A 19,307-nucleotide genomic window follows, 5' to 3' on the forward strand; every position below is an offset into this window, starting at 1 on the left:
CCTGGCGCGGGCAGGTCATGCCGGGGTGTTTCACTATCCATGGTCGGTGTTCATGGCCGCGATGGATGAGCTGTCAGCCTCTTTGAAGAGAAAATAAATGCCTACGGCTTCTCTTGAATTCGCCCTTTTCATGGACACCGCCAACATTGCCCAGGGGATGGGGCGTGCCAGGAAGGAAGTGGCGGCGGGTTTGCGTGGCATGACCCAGGCAGCCAAGGATGAACGCAGGCGTATCGAAGATGCATTGGCCAACATGACCGCCTTCCGGGAACTCAAAAAAGGGGTTGCCGAGGCCAGGGCCGAATGGGTGAAGACTCACACGGAGGCCACCCGGCTTGGGGCGGCATTGAACCAGGTTGGCCCACCCACAAAGGCGATGAACCGGGAGTTTGAAACAGCGAAAAAAGTCGCAGCCGAAGCCCAAGCCACTTTTGTCCAGCAGAATGTCACCCTCCATTCCCTGCGCACCGCGATGGCCGCTGCCGGGGTGTCTACGACCGGTTTGGCTGCGGCTCAGGCCAGACTTCGTGCCGAGTTGGTCGCCAATGAGGCCAGGTTTCAGGCACAGTCCCGCTCGATGTCGCGCATCCAGGATGCCAGAAACATCCTCGACCTTGGCTCCAGGGTCAACACCGACCGGGATATTCTGCGTCTCCAGGCGGCCTACGAACGGTTGCGTGCCTCCGGGAATCTGACCGGCATCGAGTTGGCACGCGCCCATGTAAAAATGACGGAAGGCATCATCGCCTTGCGCAACGGCACGGACGGTTGGGCGGCACGCCTTGCCCTGGTCCGGGAACAACTGGTGCAACTGGCCATTGTCGGTGCGGGGATTGGCTTGGCGGCCAGGGAGGCCATCGCCTTCGAATCCGCCATGGCCAATGTTCGCAAGGTGGTGGATTTCCAGACCCCCGGCGAATTCAAGGAGTTGACCGCCGATCTTAAACACCTGTCGCGGGAAATTCCGACCTCCCTGGACGGTCTGGCGAAAATCGCCGAGGCGGGCGGGCAGATGGGGATTGCCACCAGGGAGATTCGTGGATTTACGGAAATCGTGGCCAAGATGTCCACGGCGTTCAACATTTCCCCCAACGAAGCCGGGGAAGCGGTCGGTCGGCTGATGAACATTTTCAAGTTGACCGTGCCGGAGACCCAACGTTTGGGCGACGCCCTCAATCATCTGGGAAACAACACCAACGCGGTGGAACGGGACATCCTCAACGTCCTGAACCGCACGGGTAGCATGGCCAAGGTGTTTGGACTCGCCAATACGGAGGCCGCTGCCCTTGGAACGGCATTTTTGGCCCTGGGGCGTCCCCCGGAGATTGCCGCCACGGGCATCAACGCCTTGATGCAGACCCTCCAGACCGCCCCCACCCGTGAGGGGGAGTTCAAGCAGGCGTTGCAGCGTATCGGTTTTTCCGCCGAGCAGTTGGCCGCCGACCTTGCCAAAGCGCCACAGCAAACCTTGATGCATTTTCTGGAAACATTGAAAAGCCTGGACGCACAGACCCAATCGGAAACTTTGGTGAGGCTTTTTGGCCGGGAATATGCCGACGACCTTGCCCTCCTGCTGACGGGTCTGGACACCTACAAAAAGACCCTCGATCTGGTGGCCAAAGAGACCCACTATGCGGGGTCGATGCAGAAGGAGTTCAACGAACGGGTCAAGACCACCGCCTCCCAGATACAATTGGCAGGCAATGCCTTCTCCGAAGCGGGGGTGAATCTGGGGTCTGCGTTTTTGCCTGCCATTGTCGCGGCCTCTCAAGGGATGGCCGCGATGGCCCATGGCGTTGCGGTTCTGGCCGACCGTTTTCCCCTTTTATCCGCATCCGTCGTTGCAACCGTGGCAGCCCTGGCGGGATGGGGTGCATTGCGGTTGGCGTGGAGCGTCATGCGGGCCGGGGTCATGGCGTTGACTGTCGAACTGGGTTCGCTTGCCGTGGCGGCTCGTGCGTTGGTGCTTTCGCCAGTAGGAGCCGTGTTGACCGCTGCGGGTGTCGCGGCCTATGCGTTGGCCAAAGCCACCGCCTCCAGCGTCCTGCCGTTGCTGGAAAACGCCGCTGCCCTGGGCAAAAGTCGGGAGGCGACGGCGGAAAAAATCAAAGTTCTGGAGACGTTGAAAAAAACTCTGGAGACCACCAAGGAAGGGACCCGGGAACACCTCGCTGCGGAAGAAAAACTGGCGGCCATTCTGCCAAAAGCCAATCTTTCTCTGGACGAGCAGGGACGAATTCTGGCCAGGACAGGAACGGCTGCCAGCGTCAACACCGAAAAACTCAAAGAATATCTCGACATGCTCAAACGAGAGGATCGCCAAACCCTGGCGTTGCAACTGGAGACGCAATCGCGGGCCTTGAGTGTCGGAAAAAAGGAACTGGCCTCCTATACCGAAGGCTTGCGCCATTGGTATGGCATCGGTGTTGGCAAGGCACAAACCGAATCGCAAAAATTTTGGCTGTGGTTGAACAAACTGACCGGCACCTACGAGCAGAATATCACCAAGGGTGCGGAACTGCGCCGCCAATTCGATGAATCAGGGACCGGGTTGAACTCTTTGTTGACCGAGGCGAAAAAGGCGGGGATGTCCATGGAGGATCTGGGTCGGGCCATGGATGGCATCCATGCCGATGCCGCGACCAAAGGACAGGTCCTGGCCCTTTTCCGGGACATGACGGGTGCAGCGACCGCCGCCGCCGGAAAGGTGGGCACACTTGCCGACACCTTCAAACAATTCTCCATCGCCCTTTCCGGACCAACCGCCGCCGCCAGGAAAGGATTCGTGGAGGCCATGGGTGCCGCCGAGCTCCAACTGGGCAAATACAATGAAGCCCTGGGGCAGCGCCGGGCAAAACTGAAGGATGCGGTGGACAACGAAACCAACTCGTACAAAGCCATGGCATCCGCCGCCGCAGTCGCCTTCGAAACGGTCACCCAGGTCCTGGACGAGCAATTCGACCATCGCCGTGACCGGTTGCAAGCCATGGCGGGCGAGGAAGCACAGGCGCATCAGGTCTCCCAACGGGCCATGCTGCATGCCACCACCGCCCTGGCCATCGAGGAAACCCACGCCAAACTGACCCAGGCCGACCGGTCCATGCGGCAGTCCCTGGAATTATCGAAAAAAGAGTTTCAAACCAAGATCGACCATGCCAGGCGGCTGGGACTGGATGCCGCCAGGGTGGATGAGGAACGTTTGCAATCCCAGCGTGGCATCCTGGAAAAAACGGCGGTCGCCTATCGCCAAAACATCGACCGGATGATCCAGGAGGAAAGACGGTTGCGGGATGAAGCCAGGAGTCTCGCCGAGCAGCGCAAGGAGTTCAACGCATCGGTGGCGGATCGCGTGGCCAACGTCCAGGAAAAGGGGATGGACCCCGTGCAGGTCGATGTCTCCCGGCAAAAACGTCTTGCCGTGGAGCAATCCCAGGCCGAGGCTGCGTTGCAGGCGGGGAATTTTGCAACCGCGCGCAAACATGCCGAGAAGATGATCGCCCTGGCCGAATCGACCTCCGATGCGGTGCGCCGGGGTGACCAGGTGGTGATGGACGCCAAGACGGCAACAGCCCGTGCCATTCAACAGGTTCAGGCCGCGGCACAAATCGAAAACCAGGCATTTCTCGCGGAAGAAAAGGCAAACGTGGAAGCTGCCGATGCCCTGCAAACATCGGCGGCGGCATCAACCGACACGTTGACCCGATTGCGGAATGTTTTGCAAGAGGTCGATGCCGCTCTTGCCAAGGACCATACCCTCATCCTTGGAGCCGACACGAAAAAAATAGCGCAAATCGGCCCGGAAATCGATGCGATCCTGGAGAAGATCAATCCGGTGGTGCAAATCAAGGCCGAACTTCAAAGCAGTGCAACGGCGTTGGAAACCGTCATCGAGGATGTGCGCCAAGGGGCCACCGACCGGGCCAAAGCGAAGATCGATCACGCCGCCAACATTTTTGCATCATTCAAGACAGAATTTGCCGGTTGGCAGCCGGAGGTCAAGGCGACCTTCGATGCGGTTGCCGCACACAACGCCATCGATGGCCTGGTGGCCAAGATCAAGGAGATTGACAACCAGGGAGCCAAGGTGACGTTCGAAGCGGAAACCAGTGCTGCCATGGGCAAGATCGATCATTTGATTGCCCGGATCACGGACATTCCGTCCGAGAAAACAGTCACCATCAACTATATCGAACGCAAGAATGTTGCCCCGAACCAGGGGGTTGCGACGGGGTTTGCCCGTGGCGGCTTCCTGCCGGGTTGGGGCGACGAAGACAACGTCCCCGCCTGGTTGCAGCCAGGCGAATTCGTGTTGAACAAGCAGGCCGTGCGCAAATACGGGCTGGAAAAAATTCACGCCCTGAACCAAATGCGGCTGCCACAGTTCGCGCACGGAGGTTTGGTGCGGCAACTGCGATCCAAGATGCCACGGTTTGAAATGGGTGGCGTGGTGCGCAATCTGGTGATTCCGACCCTGCCACGGATGTCATTCGCGGGTGGCGGGGCGGTCACACCTCCGGTTGAAGGGGTGGTGCGACTTGAATTGATCACGAACAGCCACCGGGTTCCCCCATCCCTCACCGGCAGCCGGGCACAAGTTCGTGAGTGGGTTCAGGCATTGCAGGAGTCGCAGCGGGGGATGGCGTAAAACCCGGTTCTTTACACCGGAGAAATTGCAATACCTTCGGTGATGAAAGCCTCTGTGGCAGGAATGCTCTGTTCCCTGTTGGTTTGACGCCCCCGTCGAATCAGCCTGTTGCCGATATATTCATCAGCCTCCTCAAAGAATGTATCGGTCAGTTCTGGAGCATCGTCAGGATCAACCCACTCTGCTTCCATATTTGATTTGTTCTCGTTCATTGGCTTTCCTCAAGGAAATGATGCGGAGCGTATCTTCTCTCCGAGTCCAGACCATTACGATCATACGGTTATCAAGTTTACCAAAGGTAACAAACCGCTGTTCACCGTAATCTCTACGTTGGTCAGCCCATGTAAAATGGTGTCGAGCAAACACTTCACCTGCACGAGCAAAATCAAGATTTCTCACAAGAAGGGTCTTGTCGCGCTTTACAGGGTCATAAGTGATCTTCATATCGTCCATTGTAGTGACGTGTTCAATAAGGAATCAACCATGAAACGCCTCGGAGATCTTTTTCTTCCCGACTCCATCCAATGGAAAAATCAATACGATTGGGCACCTGTGGCCCAGGAGACGGGACGGACCCTGGGTGGCAGCCAGGTGGTGTGGAACGTCTCCCTGGTCGGTGGTCGTCCGATTGATTTGGAGGCCAGCGGCGATGTGACCTGGCTCACTCGTGTCCAGGTGGAGGCGATCCATGCCATGGCTGTGCAGCCGGGCGGCATTTTTGATCTGATCCTGGATGACGATTTGTTCCAGGTGATGTTTCGGCACCAGGATCCACCGGCAAGTTCCTTCCAACCGATTTATCCATACGCCCCATTTTTCAATGGTCTCATCAAACTGATGCAGGTGTGACATGCCCATCGAGAACCAACAGATAAAATTCATGAAGTCCCAGACCGTCAGCGATGCAGCGGGCAACGGTGGACGGATGTCCGATCTGGAGGCCGCCAACGGCGTCAAAAACAACGTCTGGCCCGACGTGCCCGCCAGCGAGCGGCAAAATGGCTCCACCAAATTCCGCAAAATATTCATCAAGGTCGCGAGTCCCGACAACCTCATGCTCAAGGAGACCCGGGTGTTCATCCAGACACCGACCCCCGCCGGGGACAGGGTGGTGTTCTTTGCGGGCACGCAACGGGATGTACAATCGGAGGTGTCCGGCATTGCGCAAATTCAATATGGCAGCGGGTCGTTGAACGCCGAGGTCTCAGCCGGGGCCTCTGTCATCACCGTGAATGTGGAAGACCCGGCGGATGCCATCTTCAGCCCTGGCCAGATGATCCGCATCTCCAACAAGACCTCGGTCGAAGATCTTGAAGGAATGGAGGAGTTCGTTTCCATCGACGCCGTCACCTGGAACGGAAACCTTGCCACCCTGACCCTGGCGGCTGGGACGACTCTGACCAATGCCTATCTGGCTGCCGATACCACCAGGGTGGCCTCGGTGTTTGAATACGGGGAGGTTTGGGCGAAGACCAGCAATTACGCCCTTTCGACAACCTCCGGAACCTTTGGTGGCTGGAATGGTTCTGGCAGTCCACCGGTTACACTGACCGAGGCCAGGATCGCGGATCACATCGCAGGCATCGAGCAGACCTGGACGCTCACGATTGGATATTACGGTCAAGATTTCCAATGCGTGGGTGATACGGTTGGACCTTTGGGACAGGGCCAGATGGCGGAACCCTTTGCGCCCAACAATCCCGCCCACTCCAGGCCCTATTTTACCCTTCCCCCGTCGTTTTGGGGTGGATCGTGGCAGAACGGTGAGGTGGTGTCATTCACCACCCACCCCGCAGCCATCCCCATCTGGGAAAAACGGATCATTCCGCCCGGCACCGATTCATTGGCCGGTGACCGGGTGGTGATCGGCGTTGCTGGAGAGAGCGAGTGATGGGTGAAGTCTCGGCAAACCTGCACCTCGACGTTCATTCCCCGTCGTCCGACCAGGATTCCCTCTCCTTTGCCCAGGATCCCGTTTTTGAACTGGTCGTGGATGGCACCGATCAGGAGGGCAACAAACCGGTCACGATCGAACACAAGTGCAATGCGGTTGTCAGCATGTCCGTTTGGCTGCAATACACCTGGAACCGCCCCCCCAACGGATTCGAAGCGTTGAAAATGCTGACCCCAGGGCAAAAGCGGGTCAAGGTATTCTGCCCCAAGGCCATGGACAAGGCGGTCAAAATCTACGTGGACAACTCCAGGGAAAGTGTGCGGAGCATGGGCCGTCGCAATGATCCGGTGACGGAAACGCTGACCTGGAGTGGCGAGGTGTGGAAGCCGCTGCGGTACCCTTATGACAATCCGGAGGCGACGATCATCGAAAGAACCGTGTTCCGGGATCGGAAGGGCAATCGGGTCGCCGAGCCAAAATATGACCGGAGAAGATGCGGTTACGCCACAGCAATGGAAGCCATCGGTGCGCTCGTCGTGCAGTATGCGCCGGGGTATTCCCTGTTTCAGATCGAGTACGATACCGGAAAACAGGTTGCCTCCAGGGAATTGTTTGAAGAGATGAAAAAATGTTGGATCAGCGGCGACATCGGCAAGGCTTCTGTGCCACCCGTGCGTCTGGTGGCCATCTCCGACCGGGCAGCGGTCAGCGCACAGTTCGAACGGTCGTTCTGGCCCAAGGGATTTCCCAAAGTACGGATCATCTTCCCCGAGGAGGTCAGGAGCAAGAATATGTTCATCGAAAATCAAGGCACCCGGGAGACGGTCACTGAAATGATACCGTTGAACGCGGACGATCCTGAAACATTGTATGGGGTAAAAAAGACGACCTCTATCGAGGGAGAAAACGAGGATGGAGAAAAATTTTATTTCAGGTTTTTGAACCCATGACCCTCATCGTGGATCTTGGCCCTTTCCAAGAAATCGTGCTGGTTCAGTTCAACAAATTTTGTTACGGACGGGCCATGATCGGTACGAGAGTCACTCAGCCCCAGGGGTCGTGGCCCGGATCGTACATGGAATACGGTTATTTTGTTGCGGACAAGGGATTCCCCGATCCCTGGCTTCAGTGGCTGGCCCAAAAGATCGCCGAACACATCCCTGATCAGTCACATCCCCGGTTCACGTGGCTACTGCAAGCAGATGCCTTTGATGAGACAACAGGCCAATGGGTTCCATTCAAGCGCGGGCTTGTCGATTTCAAGGTGAACTTTTGGCAACACAGTCCGCCGCCGTATTCGGCGCAGGTGACCGTGGATCGGATCTGGCCGGAAGGAACCCTGGAAACTGTGTCAGTGGATTCTATGACCCTGCCCTGGGCAGGGGTTCATATGTTTCACCCGGAGTACCACCTCACCCCGCAAAATCCACCGCCGCCTCCCTCCGATCCACCGGCAACCTGGCCTTATCACCCCAGCAACAGAACGTATTTCAAGGAACAAAGAATCCGGGTTTATCCGCCACCCTTGCCAGCATGAGTTGGAGTTGTGATCATGGCCATCAATCAATATCTGGATCGGGTGAAACAACCCGCCATCGTCAGCGGGACAGGGGGCTATGTGTTTTCGAATGCATCCACCCTGATGGGTTACAGGACGTTTCAGGACGTGGTCGGTGGGGTGTATGGCGTCCCTTATTGTGCGGAACATGGCGCGAATTGGGAGGTCGGGGAAGGGACTTTTGATTGGGGTGCCAATACGTTGAACCGAACTTTGGTGATCTGCACCAACCAGAGCGGGGATGGCGTTTTGCTGCCTTGGGGGACCGATGAGGTGGTCACGGTATCCCTGGTGCATCATGCCAGGTCGATCCAGAATGCAACCAACGCCGGAATCATCATTCCGAAATACGGCCCCTTGTCCGTTGCCAACGGGACGTTCAGGTTTTATCCGCCGCAGGAGATGTTTCTCCGACACCTGGATGCCTGGGTCGGGACTCCTGCGGCAGGGCAGGACATCAAGTTTACCGTCAAGAAAGGGACCTACAGCCTGGCCACGGGGATCATTGCTGCCGGGGCGTACAAGATGACCTCCCAGACGCTTCCGGTGTTCAGCATCAATCCCAATGTATGGCTTGCGATCAACATCACCCAGGTTGGAACCACCACAGCCGGTACGGATCTTTGCGTGCGATTCATGTGAATCATGGCCATTTCATCCTCCTCCATTGCCGAAGTGGCCATCGCAACGGAAAGACCACCCGTCATGGCCGTTGCCGTGCAGGCATGGAGCGAGCAGCGGTATGGCAACCTGACAACGGGGACGCAAAACGCGCAGAGCTATGGCATGTTTGCCATCACCGCCGCCAGCGAACAGCGGTATGGCAACCTGATGGCAGGGACGCAAAACGCGCAGAGCTATGGCATGTTTGCCATCACCGCCGCCAGCGAGCAGCGATACGACCACTGTTTTCTGCCGCGCATCGCCCACCTGCAACGGTACGGTGGCTTGATGTCCGAGGCCCAAGGGGCGTTCCCGTATGGCAACGGTCCGGTCCAGGGACAACACGACCAACCGATCACATTTACCCTGGACATTGCTTTTTCACAGGGATGGACCCTTATGGCGGTCATGCGGGCACAATGTGCGCAGCCATGGACTTCCACCACGTCGGTCATGATGCAGGGTACCTTTCGGTATGACCTGTTGGCGCGCAATCCCGTCTTGGCCTCATCGAGGCAAATATGGAATCTGTCCGATGACCGGTCGGTCCGGCGTGCAGGCAACGTCATTCGTGCCTTTCATTTCGGAGAATTGATATGATCGGCTCCATCATTTCCGCCACCCTGTCCCAGGCGGAAATGGATTTTGCCTGGAGTGGTACTTTTGAGGTGACAAACCCGGCATCGTTTCAGCGCATCCGCATCGATGATCCCATCGATCTGGAACTGGGTGGTGAAATCTTTAAGTTAATTGTTGACAACAAAACGCTGGAGCGGGATGGCGTTGGCATGCCACGGCTCACAGTCTCGGTAATCAGCCCCACGGTGCGTTTTACCACACCTCGCGCTACCCCATTGGACAGAGTTTGGGACTCGCCCGTGTGGGCCAGGGACGCGGCAGAAGAGTCCATTGGCGAAGCCGTTGAATGGGACTTGGTGAACTGGCTGATCACAGGAGGGCGTCTGGCAGTGCACGAGGCCTTACCACTGGATGTCGTCCGCACCATTACCGCAGCCGTAGGTGGCTTGGTGGAGTCCCTGCCGGATGGGACGCTCCGGGTCCGGCATCGCTTTCCGGTGGCAGTGCCAGCCTGGGCGACGGCCAACGTGGATCATGTTTTGACCGATGAGTCCGACAACCTCTCTTGCCGCGAATCCCACATCCTGCGCACCCGGGTCAACAAAGTGCTGGTCCGGGGCTATTTGCCATCTGGAACAGGGTTCTTATCCGTCGAGGTTGACTCGCGGCCTGACGGTTTGAACCACGGACGCACCAGCTTTTTTGCCGGAGACACGGCCCACCTGCTGGTGCATGCCGGTGATGATGTTGCCTTGGAAGACCCGCTTGTTTCCGCCGGGGTGATCCTGCCGGGGGGATGGCAGGTGATCAGCATGACGCAGGATCTGGTGTTCAACAGGGTGGCGACTGCCACATTGGACAAACCCGCCATCGGCATTGACTCGGTGATCTGGATCGGCAATGACCTGGGTGATCTCACCCTGGAGTCCGACAATCGCACGGTTTCTGTCCCGAATGCGGGTGTGGCCATCGCCAGAGTGACGTATCGTTCCATAGCGTGTGCCTGGGGCCTGTCCTCGCCATCGACCGTGGCCGGGTTGAGCGAATATCCGGTGCAGGTCCATTTCTCAGGTACGACTGGAGAAGTACTTGATGCAGGCGAGATTTTTTGCCAACGGGGTGATGGGGCGTTTCGTGGCACGGACATCTCCGACCCGCTTCTGACGACTGATGAAGCCAAGCGTTCCCGTGGTCGGGCGGAAATCGATGCGGGTGAATCCCTCCAGGAGGTCTCATTGACCTGCCTGCATCGGCCAGGATTTATGCCGGGGCAGCTCGTGGAAGTTCACGATGCCCTGATGGGTCTCTCCTGGCGCGGCAAGATTACCTCGGTGAGCCATTTCGCCGCCGGGGCGAAACTGATCACTTCGTTGGAGTTGTTGCGCTATGTCCAGCCCTCTGTTTGACCTGCGAGAACTTCTCTCCGGAAACGCGCCGGTGGCGGGGATGGTGATTTCAATCGATCATGGCGTGGCACAGGTGGCAACAAGGAAGGGGGTGGTCGAAGTCGCTGCTGAAGGGATCAGGGTTGGTAACCGGGTGGTGGTGAAGGACGGTCGAGCAGTAAGAGTGCAGGATGTCGTTGATGCGCCGGTGTTTCTTGTGTGATGTCGCCATCCCTGCCGCTCCCCTTGATCCGCATCCTTGCATCCGTCGGGAGTCCCTGCGTCTTGTTCAGGTTTACATCGCCGGACTCAAACCCAATGTGGCGTTCAGGTTGTCGCCGACAACGACCAGGTCCAGTCCGTCGGGAAATTTTCGCGCCAAACATGCCGGGAATATTTTCATCAGTGTGGCGAATTTGCTTGATTCTTGCGGGGGTGGGTAATCATAATGTGGATTCATGGAATGGAGGGTGACCGAAGGAATTTTTTCGCGAGTATCGGCCCTCTCTGACTGTTTCCCTACAACCGGCGCGCCAGTTCCCAACTTTACTATATTTTGGAGGTTTAATGATTAAATTCTTAGGCAATTTGATCGTATTTGTAACTTTAGCGGCAATGTCCATGACAGGATGCGGAAATATTGTAGTACCAGGACAACATCTCACTGTCACTACAAACATCAAGCCCTGTCTTCAATCAAAATACGACGGTGATTTTGGTTTAACACTTGGAGTTGAACAAATTAAGTGGCAAGACAAGCTGGTCAAGTTTGGCATTGATAATCTGCCAAAATCACAGAAAAGAATGCTTGAGCAGCAATTTACATGGATTCCTCAGGACAAGTTCATAGTATTTGACGTTTACCTTGAAAACCGCGCTCAAAGTCCGGTGACATGGAACCCCAGGAATGCACCAGTGTTCGCTCTGCTTGATAAAAAGGGAACCATGTATAATGCATCAGGACAGAACGAAGGGAATATGGATGATATCTCAGCAAAGATAATGATAGGTGCGACAGTAAACCCAGGACGGAAACTGAGAGGAACAGTCGTATTCGACGTTCCTAGAACGGATTCGTATGTTCTGCTCGTTAAACAAGGTAAATGGACAGGTGGATGGAGCGTTATTGGCGGCAATGAATTTATGAGATGCAATGTTGATAGTTAACACGTATAAGATCGTAGCCGTTCAGGCTCCCTCTCCCTCTGGGAGAGGGCCGGGGTGGGAGGATGTCATTTATGCAGCTTAAAAGTTTGGTCAGCGTCTTTTCGACTTATTTCCTCCTGATTGGCTTGGCCATCTGCTTGGCTATGGTTCCGTCGGTAGTCGATGCAAGTGATTCTGACAAAAATGTTTACACGGTCCAGGTTTCTGCGAGTCGCTCGCGCGAGGACGCCATTGCCGAAATGGAAAAACTGCGACGACAGGGTTTTACCCCTTTCATGCTGGATATTTATAATAGTAAGAACATCCTCTGGCATACTGTACAGATTGGCTATGATACCAATTTACAGGTCGCTAAAAAACAAGCCCGGAAATTCAGGAAGAAAAGTGGGAAAAGTGCCGAAGTGTTAACGCTTCCCGCAACATCATTTGCTTACTTTAAGCTGCGTGCATCAGGAGAATCTTTTGAAGGGACTCAGAAATTATGGACAAATCAGCCATCACCAGCGATAGAAGAGCCTCCCAAAAATTTATCTGGTACCTATTCGCAGCAACCATCAGTGAGTTTGAAGGACATAAAACCAGACGTCTCTGATCCTGTGACCGATGGTAAGAAATTGAAGAGTATGGAACCAGACGTCCCAGATTCTTTAGACGTCGCGAGCCCTTTGACCAATGATAAGAAATGGTATGTTGTTGCCAGTGTTGGTGTATCTCATGTTGGTAAAAGTTCTGAAGATTTGGATCGCGACCTTTCCTCTCAAGGTTTTACCACCACTTCCTCAATCGATAGAACCAACCAAGGTTTAAAGTTGATTGGAGGGTACAAGTTTGCTCGGTATTTAGGAGTTGAGGCTGGTTTTGTCCATTTCACGAAAGTCAACACCAAGATAGACGCATCTAATGCGGGCGGCATTGCCAATGCGGTCGTCAACCACGCTCCATTGACGATGAACGGTGCTGTAATGTCTGGGGTTGGCACTTGGCGAATTACCCCTGAAATCGCTTTACATGGAAAGGCCGGTGGATTTTTGTGGAACGGAAAGGTCAACGCCAACGCCCTGGGGGATAGCGTAACCCGCAAAGATGATGGCATCGATCCAATATTGGGTGTAGGTGCCGAGTTTAACATATCAGACCAGACGTTGTTTCGTATCGAATGGGATCGGTATTTAACTTCCGATAAGATGGATCTCTTTTCTTCTGGAGTTGGAGTCCGGTTTTAATGCGTATACTTACAAAAAGACAATTAATACCTCCTTTTGGCTATCCATTGATTGTTGGTCTGGTATTGGTTCTGCTTGTTATTTCTGGGTGCTTTGAAGGGGGTAACGTTGATATTATAACCAAACAAACATCTGATGACACTGATATCAGTTCCTCTGGCGGGGACGGTATTGGACCTGATGATAATATTTATATAGTTACTTTCGATGGTACATCCTCAGACTCATCAGAATCTTCAGCAAATAATAACGCTTCACTGTTAGCAGACTTCGAAACAATAGATATACCAAAGAGAGGATTTGCAAATAATTATTCTTCATTTGATTTTCTATCAAAAACTGGTGCCAGATTTGATCGCCTTTTATCTTTTAGTACAAAATTTGCGTTCGCACAATCATTTGATAGAGTGAGATGGTTATCTCAACATGTGCAGATGGATTCTGAATTTTGTTATGAAGAAAAGAAAAAATATCCGGGAAATGCCTATTGCGGATTTGCTTCAGTCTTGATGGGAGCGGACTATCTTTTAAATGGGGAAACTACACCAAAGGCACCAGCGACCCTTGGTTATAGTGATGATACGTCAAGATGGATCGTAAATTCTGTAAAAGATGCATTCAAAGATAAATACAGTCCATGTGGCGGCCTCCTTGGTATCCTTCCAGATGATGACATACCAACGTTTGCTAAAGAGCTAGGTGTGAGTAAACCAGACTCACAATCAAAATCTGATGGAGCCACACCATTTGATAAAACAAGTCGTTCTAAAACTGCAGCAGAAGAATGGCTTAGAACCGCCTTGAATAATCGTCGGCCTGTAGTTGCAAGAATTCCTTACCAAGGTAATAAAATTCTTGGGCAAAAATCAAGAGAGAATTATTTCTCAGGAGGAACAAAAACAGTAGAAATGAAGGCAGACCCAAAGTCGGAGAAAGACCCAGAGTCGGTTGTTCGTCATTGGATATTGATCGCTGAAATAAATGACGATACGGTTTTGACCTATGATCCGGATCCGCATGCCAAGAATGAAGAAGCTGGCATAAGGAGGTATACCAAGAGTTCATTTTTTGAACAGCTAGTAGACAATAGGAATAAATCTAAAGGTCGGATGTTTATGTATCAATTATGTGCGGATTGTGAATCTGGTACAGAGGCATTTGCAGCACCAGCCCAAGGAGTAACATTAAGCCTTAATCATTTGCACACAGCAGGCAACAGCACTCCCATTGTGTCACCTCTTGTTCCAAATTGCCAGTTTTCTTCACAAAACATGCCTCCTGGACTGTCATTGGATACAGAAGGGCGGATTAATGGTACGGCAACACAAACAGGATCATCTTCACCGACAATTATAATGCAATGTAACAATGATAATGTTAATCGTGTAGCGACAAAAAATATTAGTATGACAATCGTTTCAGATAATTTGAATACCACACCAGGGACGGATACAATAGCCAGCATTGATCTTATTACCCTATCAAAGCTCAAAAATGGTAAAGTTGGAAATATATATTCATTGCCACTTTCCACATCCAGAGCATCTGATTCTTTATCTTTCAGCGTTATTGACGGAAAATTACCACCCGGCCTAAACCTGACTGGCGGTACTATTGTGGGAAAACCAACTCTAAGTGGTACCTACAGTTTCGATATACGTGCAACAATATCAACAGCTTCAGCTACGAAAAACTTTACAATAGTTGTCGATCCCCAAACGGATGCTCTAGTAATTGCGCCAACGCTAAATAAAATACAACCTGATACCGTTTTAGGCAAAAACGGACAGCAGCTAATGAAGTTAGTCGGTTCTGGATTTAGCGATGGCTCGCGTGTTCGCCTTGTGGACATTACCAACAATGTAACCTATGAAAAAAGTCCGGTATCCGTAAAGGATGCCGAAATTGAGATTAGAGCCAACTTCTCTACAGACAAAGCCACCTGGACGGCTACTGTAGTAGGGCCAACAGGATTGGAGTCTGCACCTGTTTCATTTTCAGTGTTGGCTCCAAGTACAGAAGCAAGTCGTCCCATCGTGTGGCCAAGAGCTTGGACGCAGCCACTTGATGACGACCTCAGAGTGACTGCAGAGTATGGAGCCTTTGGTAAAGATTGTTCGAATGCCGATCTAACGGCAGTGTATACATACTATCTCGATAGTGGTCGACTGGAACACCTCGGCTTGGACTTATCTGCTGCTGCTGGAAAAGTTGTAAAGAGCATTGCACCGGGTAAGGTTATCTATAGTGGAAAGATGTGGACTGAAAAATGGGCTGACGTTATTCTGGTAGAACATTGGACTACCAGTGCGGAAACTTTCACAGCGGTATACGGCCATCTTAATTCAAGTGTGAAAAAAGGCGATGAAGTCAAGGCAGGAGACCAGCTTGGTACAGTTTATAATCTGCCGTCTCCGTATGGATCTCATCTTCACTTTGGCGTTGCAAAAGACAGGCAAACCTCTGTTCCAGGATTTTCCAGTGATAACAATTCAACAAATGGCGCATGCACACAGCATCCTGGTGTAACTATTAATCCAGAAACTTTCTTGCAAGGGAGATCACCGGCAGATGTTGCTCCTACAAATGCAAAGTTGGCTATTCCAATCAACTTGACGCCTGGCAGTGAGACGAGTCCAGGAAGCACCGTAGGGAGTGGTCAAGTCACCTTAAGTTGGTCCTCAGTAACTGGGGCAACGTATTACGAAGTCATAGTTAAAGATACTGATACAGGCTCTTCACAAAGCACGACTGTAAAGACTACATCTTATAGTTCCAACCTTGTCCCTGGAAAAAAATATCAATGGTATGTTTCTGCATGTAACGGTAACGGCTGCTCCAAACACACCTTAGGTCAATATTTCCAAACTCCAGGAGATAGCATACCAGATACGCCGACCATCGACATGACCAACTCTGTATTTGGAAGTATTACCGGTCCAGGTACAATGATGAGTAGTACGTCGGTAAGCCTGTCATGGAGTACGATGAGTCGGGCGACACGCTACGAACTAGGTGTTCGGGATGTCACTACCAATAACCTCGTTGTAGATACCTCTATTGTTGGAACATCCTATACTGCAAATCTGGATCCAGAAAAACAATACAAGTGGAATGTCGCTGCCTGTAATAGTTCCGGATGTTCAAAATATACAACTCCAATCTATTTTCAAACACCAAAACTCGCTGCCTCATTTTCACCGCCTGTTGTAACCTTGACCGATGGCCAGATCGGTTCCAATCCTCCTGTCCCTGTAGCAGGTACCTTGACTGTCAATAGTGGTTCATCTGGTACATCAGGGACATTGAGTGCCAACAATCCTGACGGTGGTTCATTGACCTATAGTATCGTGACCAATGGGTCGAAGGGGGTGGCAACGATCACTAATTCTGCCACCGGAGCCTACACCTATGCGCCAAACGCTGGTAGCAGTGGGACGGATACATTCACCTTCAAAGTTAACAATGGCAAAGTGGATTCCAATGTTGCGACGATCACGGTCACGATCACTCCGGACAGCGCGGTGGTGCCGACCATCACTTCATTGAGCCCGACCAGTATGACCGCCTCTGGGACGCAACAGACCCTGACAATCAACGGCAGCAATTTTGTTGCTGGTAACCTGGTTCAGTTCAAGTGGGGCGTAGGATCAGAAGCCAATATTTGGAAAAATTCGACTTCGACACCGAGTGTGACGTCCAACCAAATCAGCCTGGGTATATATCCTGGCACCGTCTCCGATACGATTCATGTTCGTGTATGTACCAACAGCGATGCAATCAATTGTTCTTCACAACAATCTATGACAGTAACGTCTGCAACTTCATTTTCACCGCCTGTTGTAACCTTGACCGATGGTCAGATCGGTTCCAAAGGTATCGTTGCCAAGACCGGTCAAACCACATCTTATGCAGCGGGGGACGATGGTGCCCTGCAAAAGGGCGTTGCTTGGCCCAACCCGCGCTTCACCGATAATAGCAACGGCACGGTCACGGACAATCTGACAGGTTTGATTTGGCTCAAGAGTGCCAATTGCTTTAACCCTCAGGATTGGACCTCTGCCCTGGCCACGGCCAAAGGGTTGGCCAATGGGCAGTGCGATCTGGCGGATGGCTCCGTTGCCGGTGATTGGCGACTACCCAACATCAACGAACTGGAAAGTTTGGTCGACTATAGTCATCATTGGCTCTATCAGGAGGCCGGGTATCCGTTTTCGGGCGTCCGGCTCAGCCACTATTGGTCGGGCTCCACGCACGCCCACTACACGTCCGGCGCCTGGTACGTGCACCTCGGCTACGGCATCGTGTACCACAACGACAAGGCGAACAGCAACCTTGTCTGGCCTGTGCGAGGCGGAGAATGATGGTCCCCTCTTCCCTGTCATCCATGGATCATCCCCTGTTCACTGCGGAGAACCTTTATTGGGCCTGGCGAAAATGTAGGCGTCGAAAAAGCCATATCCGGAGCGCTACCGATTTTGAGTACAATCTGGAAGAGAACCTGTTCGCCTTGCGTGATGAGTTGCGGCGGCGACGTTACTGTCCCGCTCCCTCGCGGGCCTTTCTGGTGGCAAAGCCCAAACGTCGGGAAATCTTTGCAGCTCAATTTCGTGACCGCGTGGTCCATCATCTTCTCGTGGATCACCTGGAACCGGGTTGGGAGCGCCGTTTTATTCATGATTCCTTTGCCTGCCGTAAAGGCAAGGGGACCCATGCGGCGGTGGAACGACTGCGTTCCATGACGCGCCAAGTGACTGCCAACGGTTCCCGCCCGGCGTGGTATCTGCAGTTGGACATCAAAGGCTTCTTCATCTCCATCGATCGGCGGATCCTTTTTTCAAGGTTGGTGGCGCACGAAATAGATCCCGTCGTCCTCGATCTGATCCGGCTTCTGGTTTTCCACGACCCCACCCGGAATTGCCGCTTGTGCGGTCAGCCCATGTCCGCGTTTCAGGCGTTACCGGCCCATAAGACCCTGTTCAAGGCTGCCTCGGAGTGTGGGCTCCCCATCGGCAATCTGACCAGCCAGTTTTTCGCTAACGTCTATTTGGATACACTGGATCAGTTTTGTAAGCATCACCTGAAAATCCGGCATTATGTCCGCTATTGTGACGATTTCGTGATTCTGGCCAACCATGCGGACGAGTTGCGGGTCTGGGAGCGGCAGATTGAAACATTTCTCTGGGCTCACCTCCGATTGCGTTTGAATGAGAAAAGGAAACTGCGCCCCGTTTCCGACGGTATCGATTTTCTGGGATACATCGTGCGCCCGGATTATCTTCTGACACGCAAGCGTGTGGCGGGCGCTCTTCGGGAAAGACTGTCCGGAGCTCAAGCCATTCTGGTAGCTGAAGGTATGACGCTGGCTGAGGGGGAATCCCGTTTTTTCCCTTGGAACCGGACTCTTATGAACCGAGTCAGACAATGGCTGGTCTCCTTTCGCGACCATACCGAACGGGCCTCCAGTCACCGTCTTTGGGGTGACATGATACGCCGTTTCCACTGGTTGGATGAATATTTCATCTGGCGCAACGGCATCCCAAACTTTCGTTACCCGCCACCCTTCCATTCTCAGAGTTTTAATCAGCAGAAACGTTGGTTCCTCAGTCTGTTTCCGGATCACGTGGTCATGATCCGATTGGGCTCCTACTGGGAGATCGCTGCGTCCCGCGCCGACCTGTTACCTATTCCCAGTTGGCACGGTCGGCGTTTTACTGAACGCAGTTTCCAGGCGATCAACCGCATCCTTCTGACTCGATGGGGGCGTGTGGTCTGGATTGATGAGACCGGACGGAGGATCACTCCCATTGCGGAACGAGTATTGACAGGACACTGGCCGGGGAATTTTTCGGGTTGTCCACCAAAACCAGATTCTCCAATGGTTGTTGAAGAGCGGCATGGAGGTGAAAAGCCTCCTTTTCAGCAGGCGGAACAAGGGTGAATGAATTTTGCAAACCCGGACCAGCCGGGTGTGAGGGAAGGAAGGGGACGCTCGGTCAGGATCAGGACCAACCTCAGATGAATGCAAAAATGAAATTTGCGGCTGCTCCAGAGAGTGAAGAAAAGGCGGCACCGTCAACGCGGGTGAGGCGGAAGGGACGAAAACCTGGAGGATAGATGCTGTTCTGAAGAGTTGATTGGCCGAGTAACGATCGGGTCTTTGGCTACTGTAGTCGTGGTTGTGGGAGTGACA

15 protein-coding genes are annotated in these 19,307 nt (G+C 53.3%); 13 read left to right on the forward strand and 2 right to left on the reverse strand.

Annotated features, from left to right (window positions below; genetic code table 11):
* Nucleotides 1-97 precede the first annotated feature (97 nt).
* Entirely contained in the window at nt 98-4,645 is a 4,548-nt protein-coding gene (locus HQL76_06285; protein MBF0108766.1) for a phage tail tape measure protein, read from the forward strand.
* An 11-nt stretch (nt 4,646-4,656) separates the two neighbouring features.
* Here HQL76_06285 and HQL76_06290 read toward each other — a convergent pair whose 3' ends face one another.
* Nucleotides 4,657-4,857, reverse strand: a complete 201-nt coding sequence (locus HQL76_06290) for a hypothetical protein (protein ID MBF0108767.1) — start codon at nt 4,855-4,857, stop codon at nt 4,657-4,659.
* Complete coding sequence (locus tag HQL76_06295) at nt 4,817-5,089, reverse strand: BrnT family toxin (protein MBF0108768.1); 273 nt, start codon at nt 5,087-5,089, stop codon at nt 4,817-4,819. Before HQL76_06295 ends, HQL76_06290 begins: the two co-directional genes overlap by 41 nt.
* A 39-nt stretch (nt 5,090-5,128) precedes the next feature.
* Between HQL76_06295 and HQL76_06300 the strand changes: the two genes are divergently transcribed.
* The 12 genes from HQL76_06300 (at nt 5,129) to HQL76_06355 (ending at nt 19,055) form a co-directional block, all read left to right on the forward strand.
* Nucleotides 5,129-5,494: a hypothetical protein gene (locus HQL76_06300; protein MBF0108769.1), complete on the forward strand. Its 366-nt coding sequence runs from the start codon at nt 5,129-5,131 to the stop codon at nt 5,492-5,494.
* A 1-nt stretch (nt 5,495) separates the two neighbouring features.
* Complete coding sequence (locus HQL76_06305; GenBank protein MBF0108770.1) at nt 5,496-6,536, forward strand: hypothetical protein; 1,041 nt, start codon at nt 5,496-5,498, stop codon at nt 6,534-6,536.
* Nucleotides 6,533-7,489 carry a hypothetical protein gene (locus HQL76_06310; protein ID MBF0108771.1) on the forward strand — a complete coding sequence of 319 codons (957 nt, stop codon included), beginning with the start codon at nt 6,533-6,535 and terminating at the stop codon, nt 7,487-7,489. Before HQL76_06305 ends, HQL76_06310 begins: the two co-directional genes overlap by 4 nt.
* The gene (locus HQL76_06315; GenBank protein ID MBF0108772.1) at nt 7,486-8,076 is read left to right on the forward strand and encodes a hypothetical protein; all 591 of its coding nucleotides are present in this window, start codon (nt 7,486-7,488) and stop codon (nt 8,074-8,076) included. Before HQL76_06310 ends, HQL76_06315 begins: the two co-directional genes overlap by 4 nt.
* Nucleotides 8,077-8,091: 15 nt before the next feature.
* The gene (locus tag HQL76_06320) at nt 8,092-8,739 is read left to right on the forward strand and encodes a hypothetical protein (protein ID MBF0108773.1); all 648 of its coding nucleotides are present in this window, start codon (nt 8,092-8,094) and stop codon (nt 8,737-8,739) included.
* A gap of 3 nt (nt 8,740-8,742) precedes the next feature.
* Nucleotides 8,743-9,360: a hypothetical protein gene (locus HQL76_06325; GenBank protein ID MBF0108774.1), complete on the forward strand. Its 618-nt coding sequence runs from the start codon at nt 8,743-8,745 to the stop codon at nt 9,358-9,360.
* Nucleotides 9,357-10,745 (forward strand): hypothetical protein, encoded by a 1,389-nt coding sequence (locus HQL76_06330; protein ID MBF0108775.1) that lies wholly within the window; start codon nt 9,357-9,359, stop codon nt 10,743-10,745. Before HQL76_06325 ends, HQL76_06330 begins: the two co-directional genes overlap by 4 nt.
* Nucleotides 10,726-10,947, forward strand: a complete 222-nt coding sequence (locus HQL76_06335) for a hypothetical protein (GenBank protein ID MBF0108776.1) — start codon at nt 10,726-10,728, stop codon at nt 10,945-10,947. The genes HQL76_06330 and HQL76_06335 overlap by 20 nt, the downstream gene beginning before the upstream one ends.
* Nucleotides 10,948-11,291: 344 nt before the next feature.
* Nucleotides 11,292-11,891 carry a DUF4352 domain-containing protein gene (locus tag HQL76_06340; GenBank protein MBF0108777.1) on the forward strand — a complete coding sequence of 200 codons (600 nt, stop codon included), beginning with the start codon at nt 11,292-11,294 and terminating at the stop codon, nt 11,889-11,891.
* A gap of 71 nt (nt 11,892-11,962) precedes the next feature.
* Entirely contained in the window at nt 11,963-13,114 is a 1,152-nt protein-coding gene (locus HQL76_06345) for an SPOR domain-containing protein (GenBank protein ID MBF0108778.1), read from the forward strand.
* On the forward strand, nt 13,114-17,478 hold the full coding sequence (locus HQL76_06350; GenBank protein MBF0108779.1) for a DUF1566 domain-containing protein: 4,365 nt from the start codon (nt 13,114-13,116) through the stop codon (nt 17,476-17,478). The genes HQL76_06345 and HQL76_06350 overlap by 1 nt, the downstream gene beginning before the upstream one ends.
* On the forward strand, nt 17,475-19,055 hold the full coding sequence (locus HQL76_06355; protein MBF0108780.1) for a group II intron reverse transcriptase domain-containing protein: 1,581 nt from the start codon (nt 17,475-17,477) through the stop codon (nt 19,053-19,055). Before HQL76_06350 ends, HQL76_06355 begins: the two co-directional genes overlap by 4 nt.
* Nucleotides 19,056-19,307: the final 252 nt, after the last annotated feature.

This window comes from Magnetococcales bacterium, from assembly GCA_015228815.1.
Taxonomy (GTDB): domain Bacteria; phylum Pseudomonadota; class Magnetococcia; order Magnetococcales; family UBA8363; genus UBA8363.

What these genes read in the sequence shown, in the direction of transcription:
- HQL76_06350 (MBF0108779.1), top strand. Translation starts at nt 13,114, where the DNA reads ATGCGTATACTTACAAAAAGACAATTAATACCTCCTTTTGGCTATCCA.
- HQL76_06300 (MBF0108769.1), top strand. Translation starts at nt 5,129, where the DNA reads ATGAAACGCCTCGGAGATCTTTTTCTTCCCGACTCCATCCAATGGAAA.
- HQL76_06285 (MBF0108766.1), top strand. Translation starts at nt 98, where the DNA reads ATGCCTACGGCTTCTCTTGAATTCGCCCTTTTCATGGACACCGCCAAC.
- HQL76_06305 (MBF0108770.1), top strand. Translation starts at nt 5,496, where the DNA reads ATGCCCATCGAGAACCAACAGATAAAATTCATGAAGTCCCAGACCGTC.
- HQL76_06325 (MBF0108774.1), top strand. Translation starts at nt 8,743, where the DNA reads ATGGCCATTTCATCCTCCTCCATTGCCGAAGTGGCCATCGCAACGGAA.
- HQL76_06295 (MBF0108768.1), bottom strand. Translation starts at nt 5,089, where the DNA reads ATGAAGATCACTTATGACCCTGTAAAGCGCGACAAGACCCTTCTTGTG.
- HQL76_06335 (MBF0108776.1), top strand. Translation starts at nt 10,726, where the DNA reads ATGTCCAGCCCTCTGTTTGACCTGCGAGAACTTCTCTCCGGAAACGCG.
- HQL76_06330 (MBF0108775.1), top strand. Translation starts at nt 9,357, where the DNA reads ATGATCGGCTCCATCATTTCCGCCACCCTGTCCCAGGCGGAAATGGAT.
- HQL76_06290 (MBF0108767.1), bottom strand. Translation starts at nt 4,857, where the DNA reads ATGAACGAGAACAAATCAAATATGGAAGCAGAGTGGGTTGATCCTGAC.
- HQL76_06340 (MBF0108777.1), top strand. Translation starts at nt 11,292, where the DNA reads ATGATTAAATTCTTAGGCAATTTGATCGTATTTGTAACTTTAGCGGCA.
- HQL76_06320 (MBF0108773.1), top strand. Translation starts at nt 8,092, where the DNA reads ATGGCCATCAATCAATATCTGGATCGGGTGAAACAACCCGCCATCGTC.
- HQL76_06345 (MBF0108778.1), top strand. Translation starts at nt 11,963, where the DNA reads ATGCAGCTTAAAAGTTTGGTCAGCGTCTTTTCGACTTATTTCCTCCTG.
- HQL76_06315 (MBF0108772.1), top strand. Translation starts at nt 7,486, where the DNA reads ATGACCCTCATCGTGGATCTTGGCCCTTTCCAAGAAATCGTGCTGGTT.
- HQL76_06355 (MBF0108780.1), top strand. Translation starts at nt 17,475, where the DNA reads ATGATGGTCCCCTCTTCCCTGTCATCCATGGATCATCCCCTGTTCACT.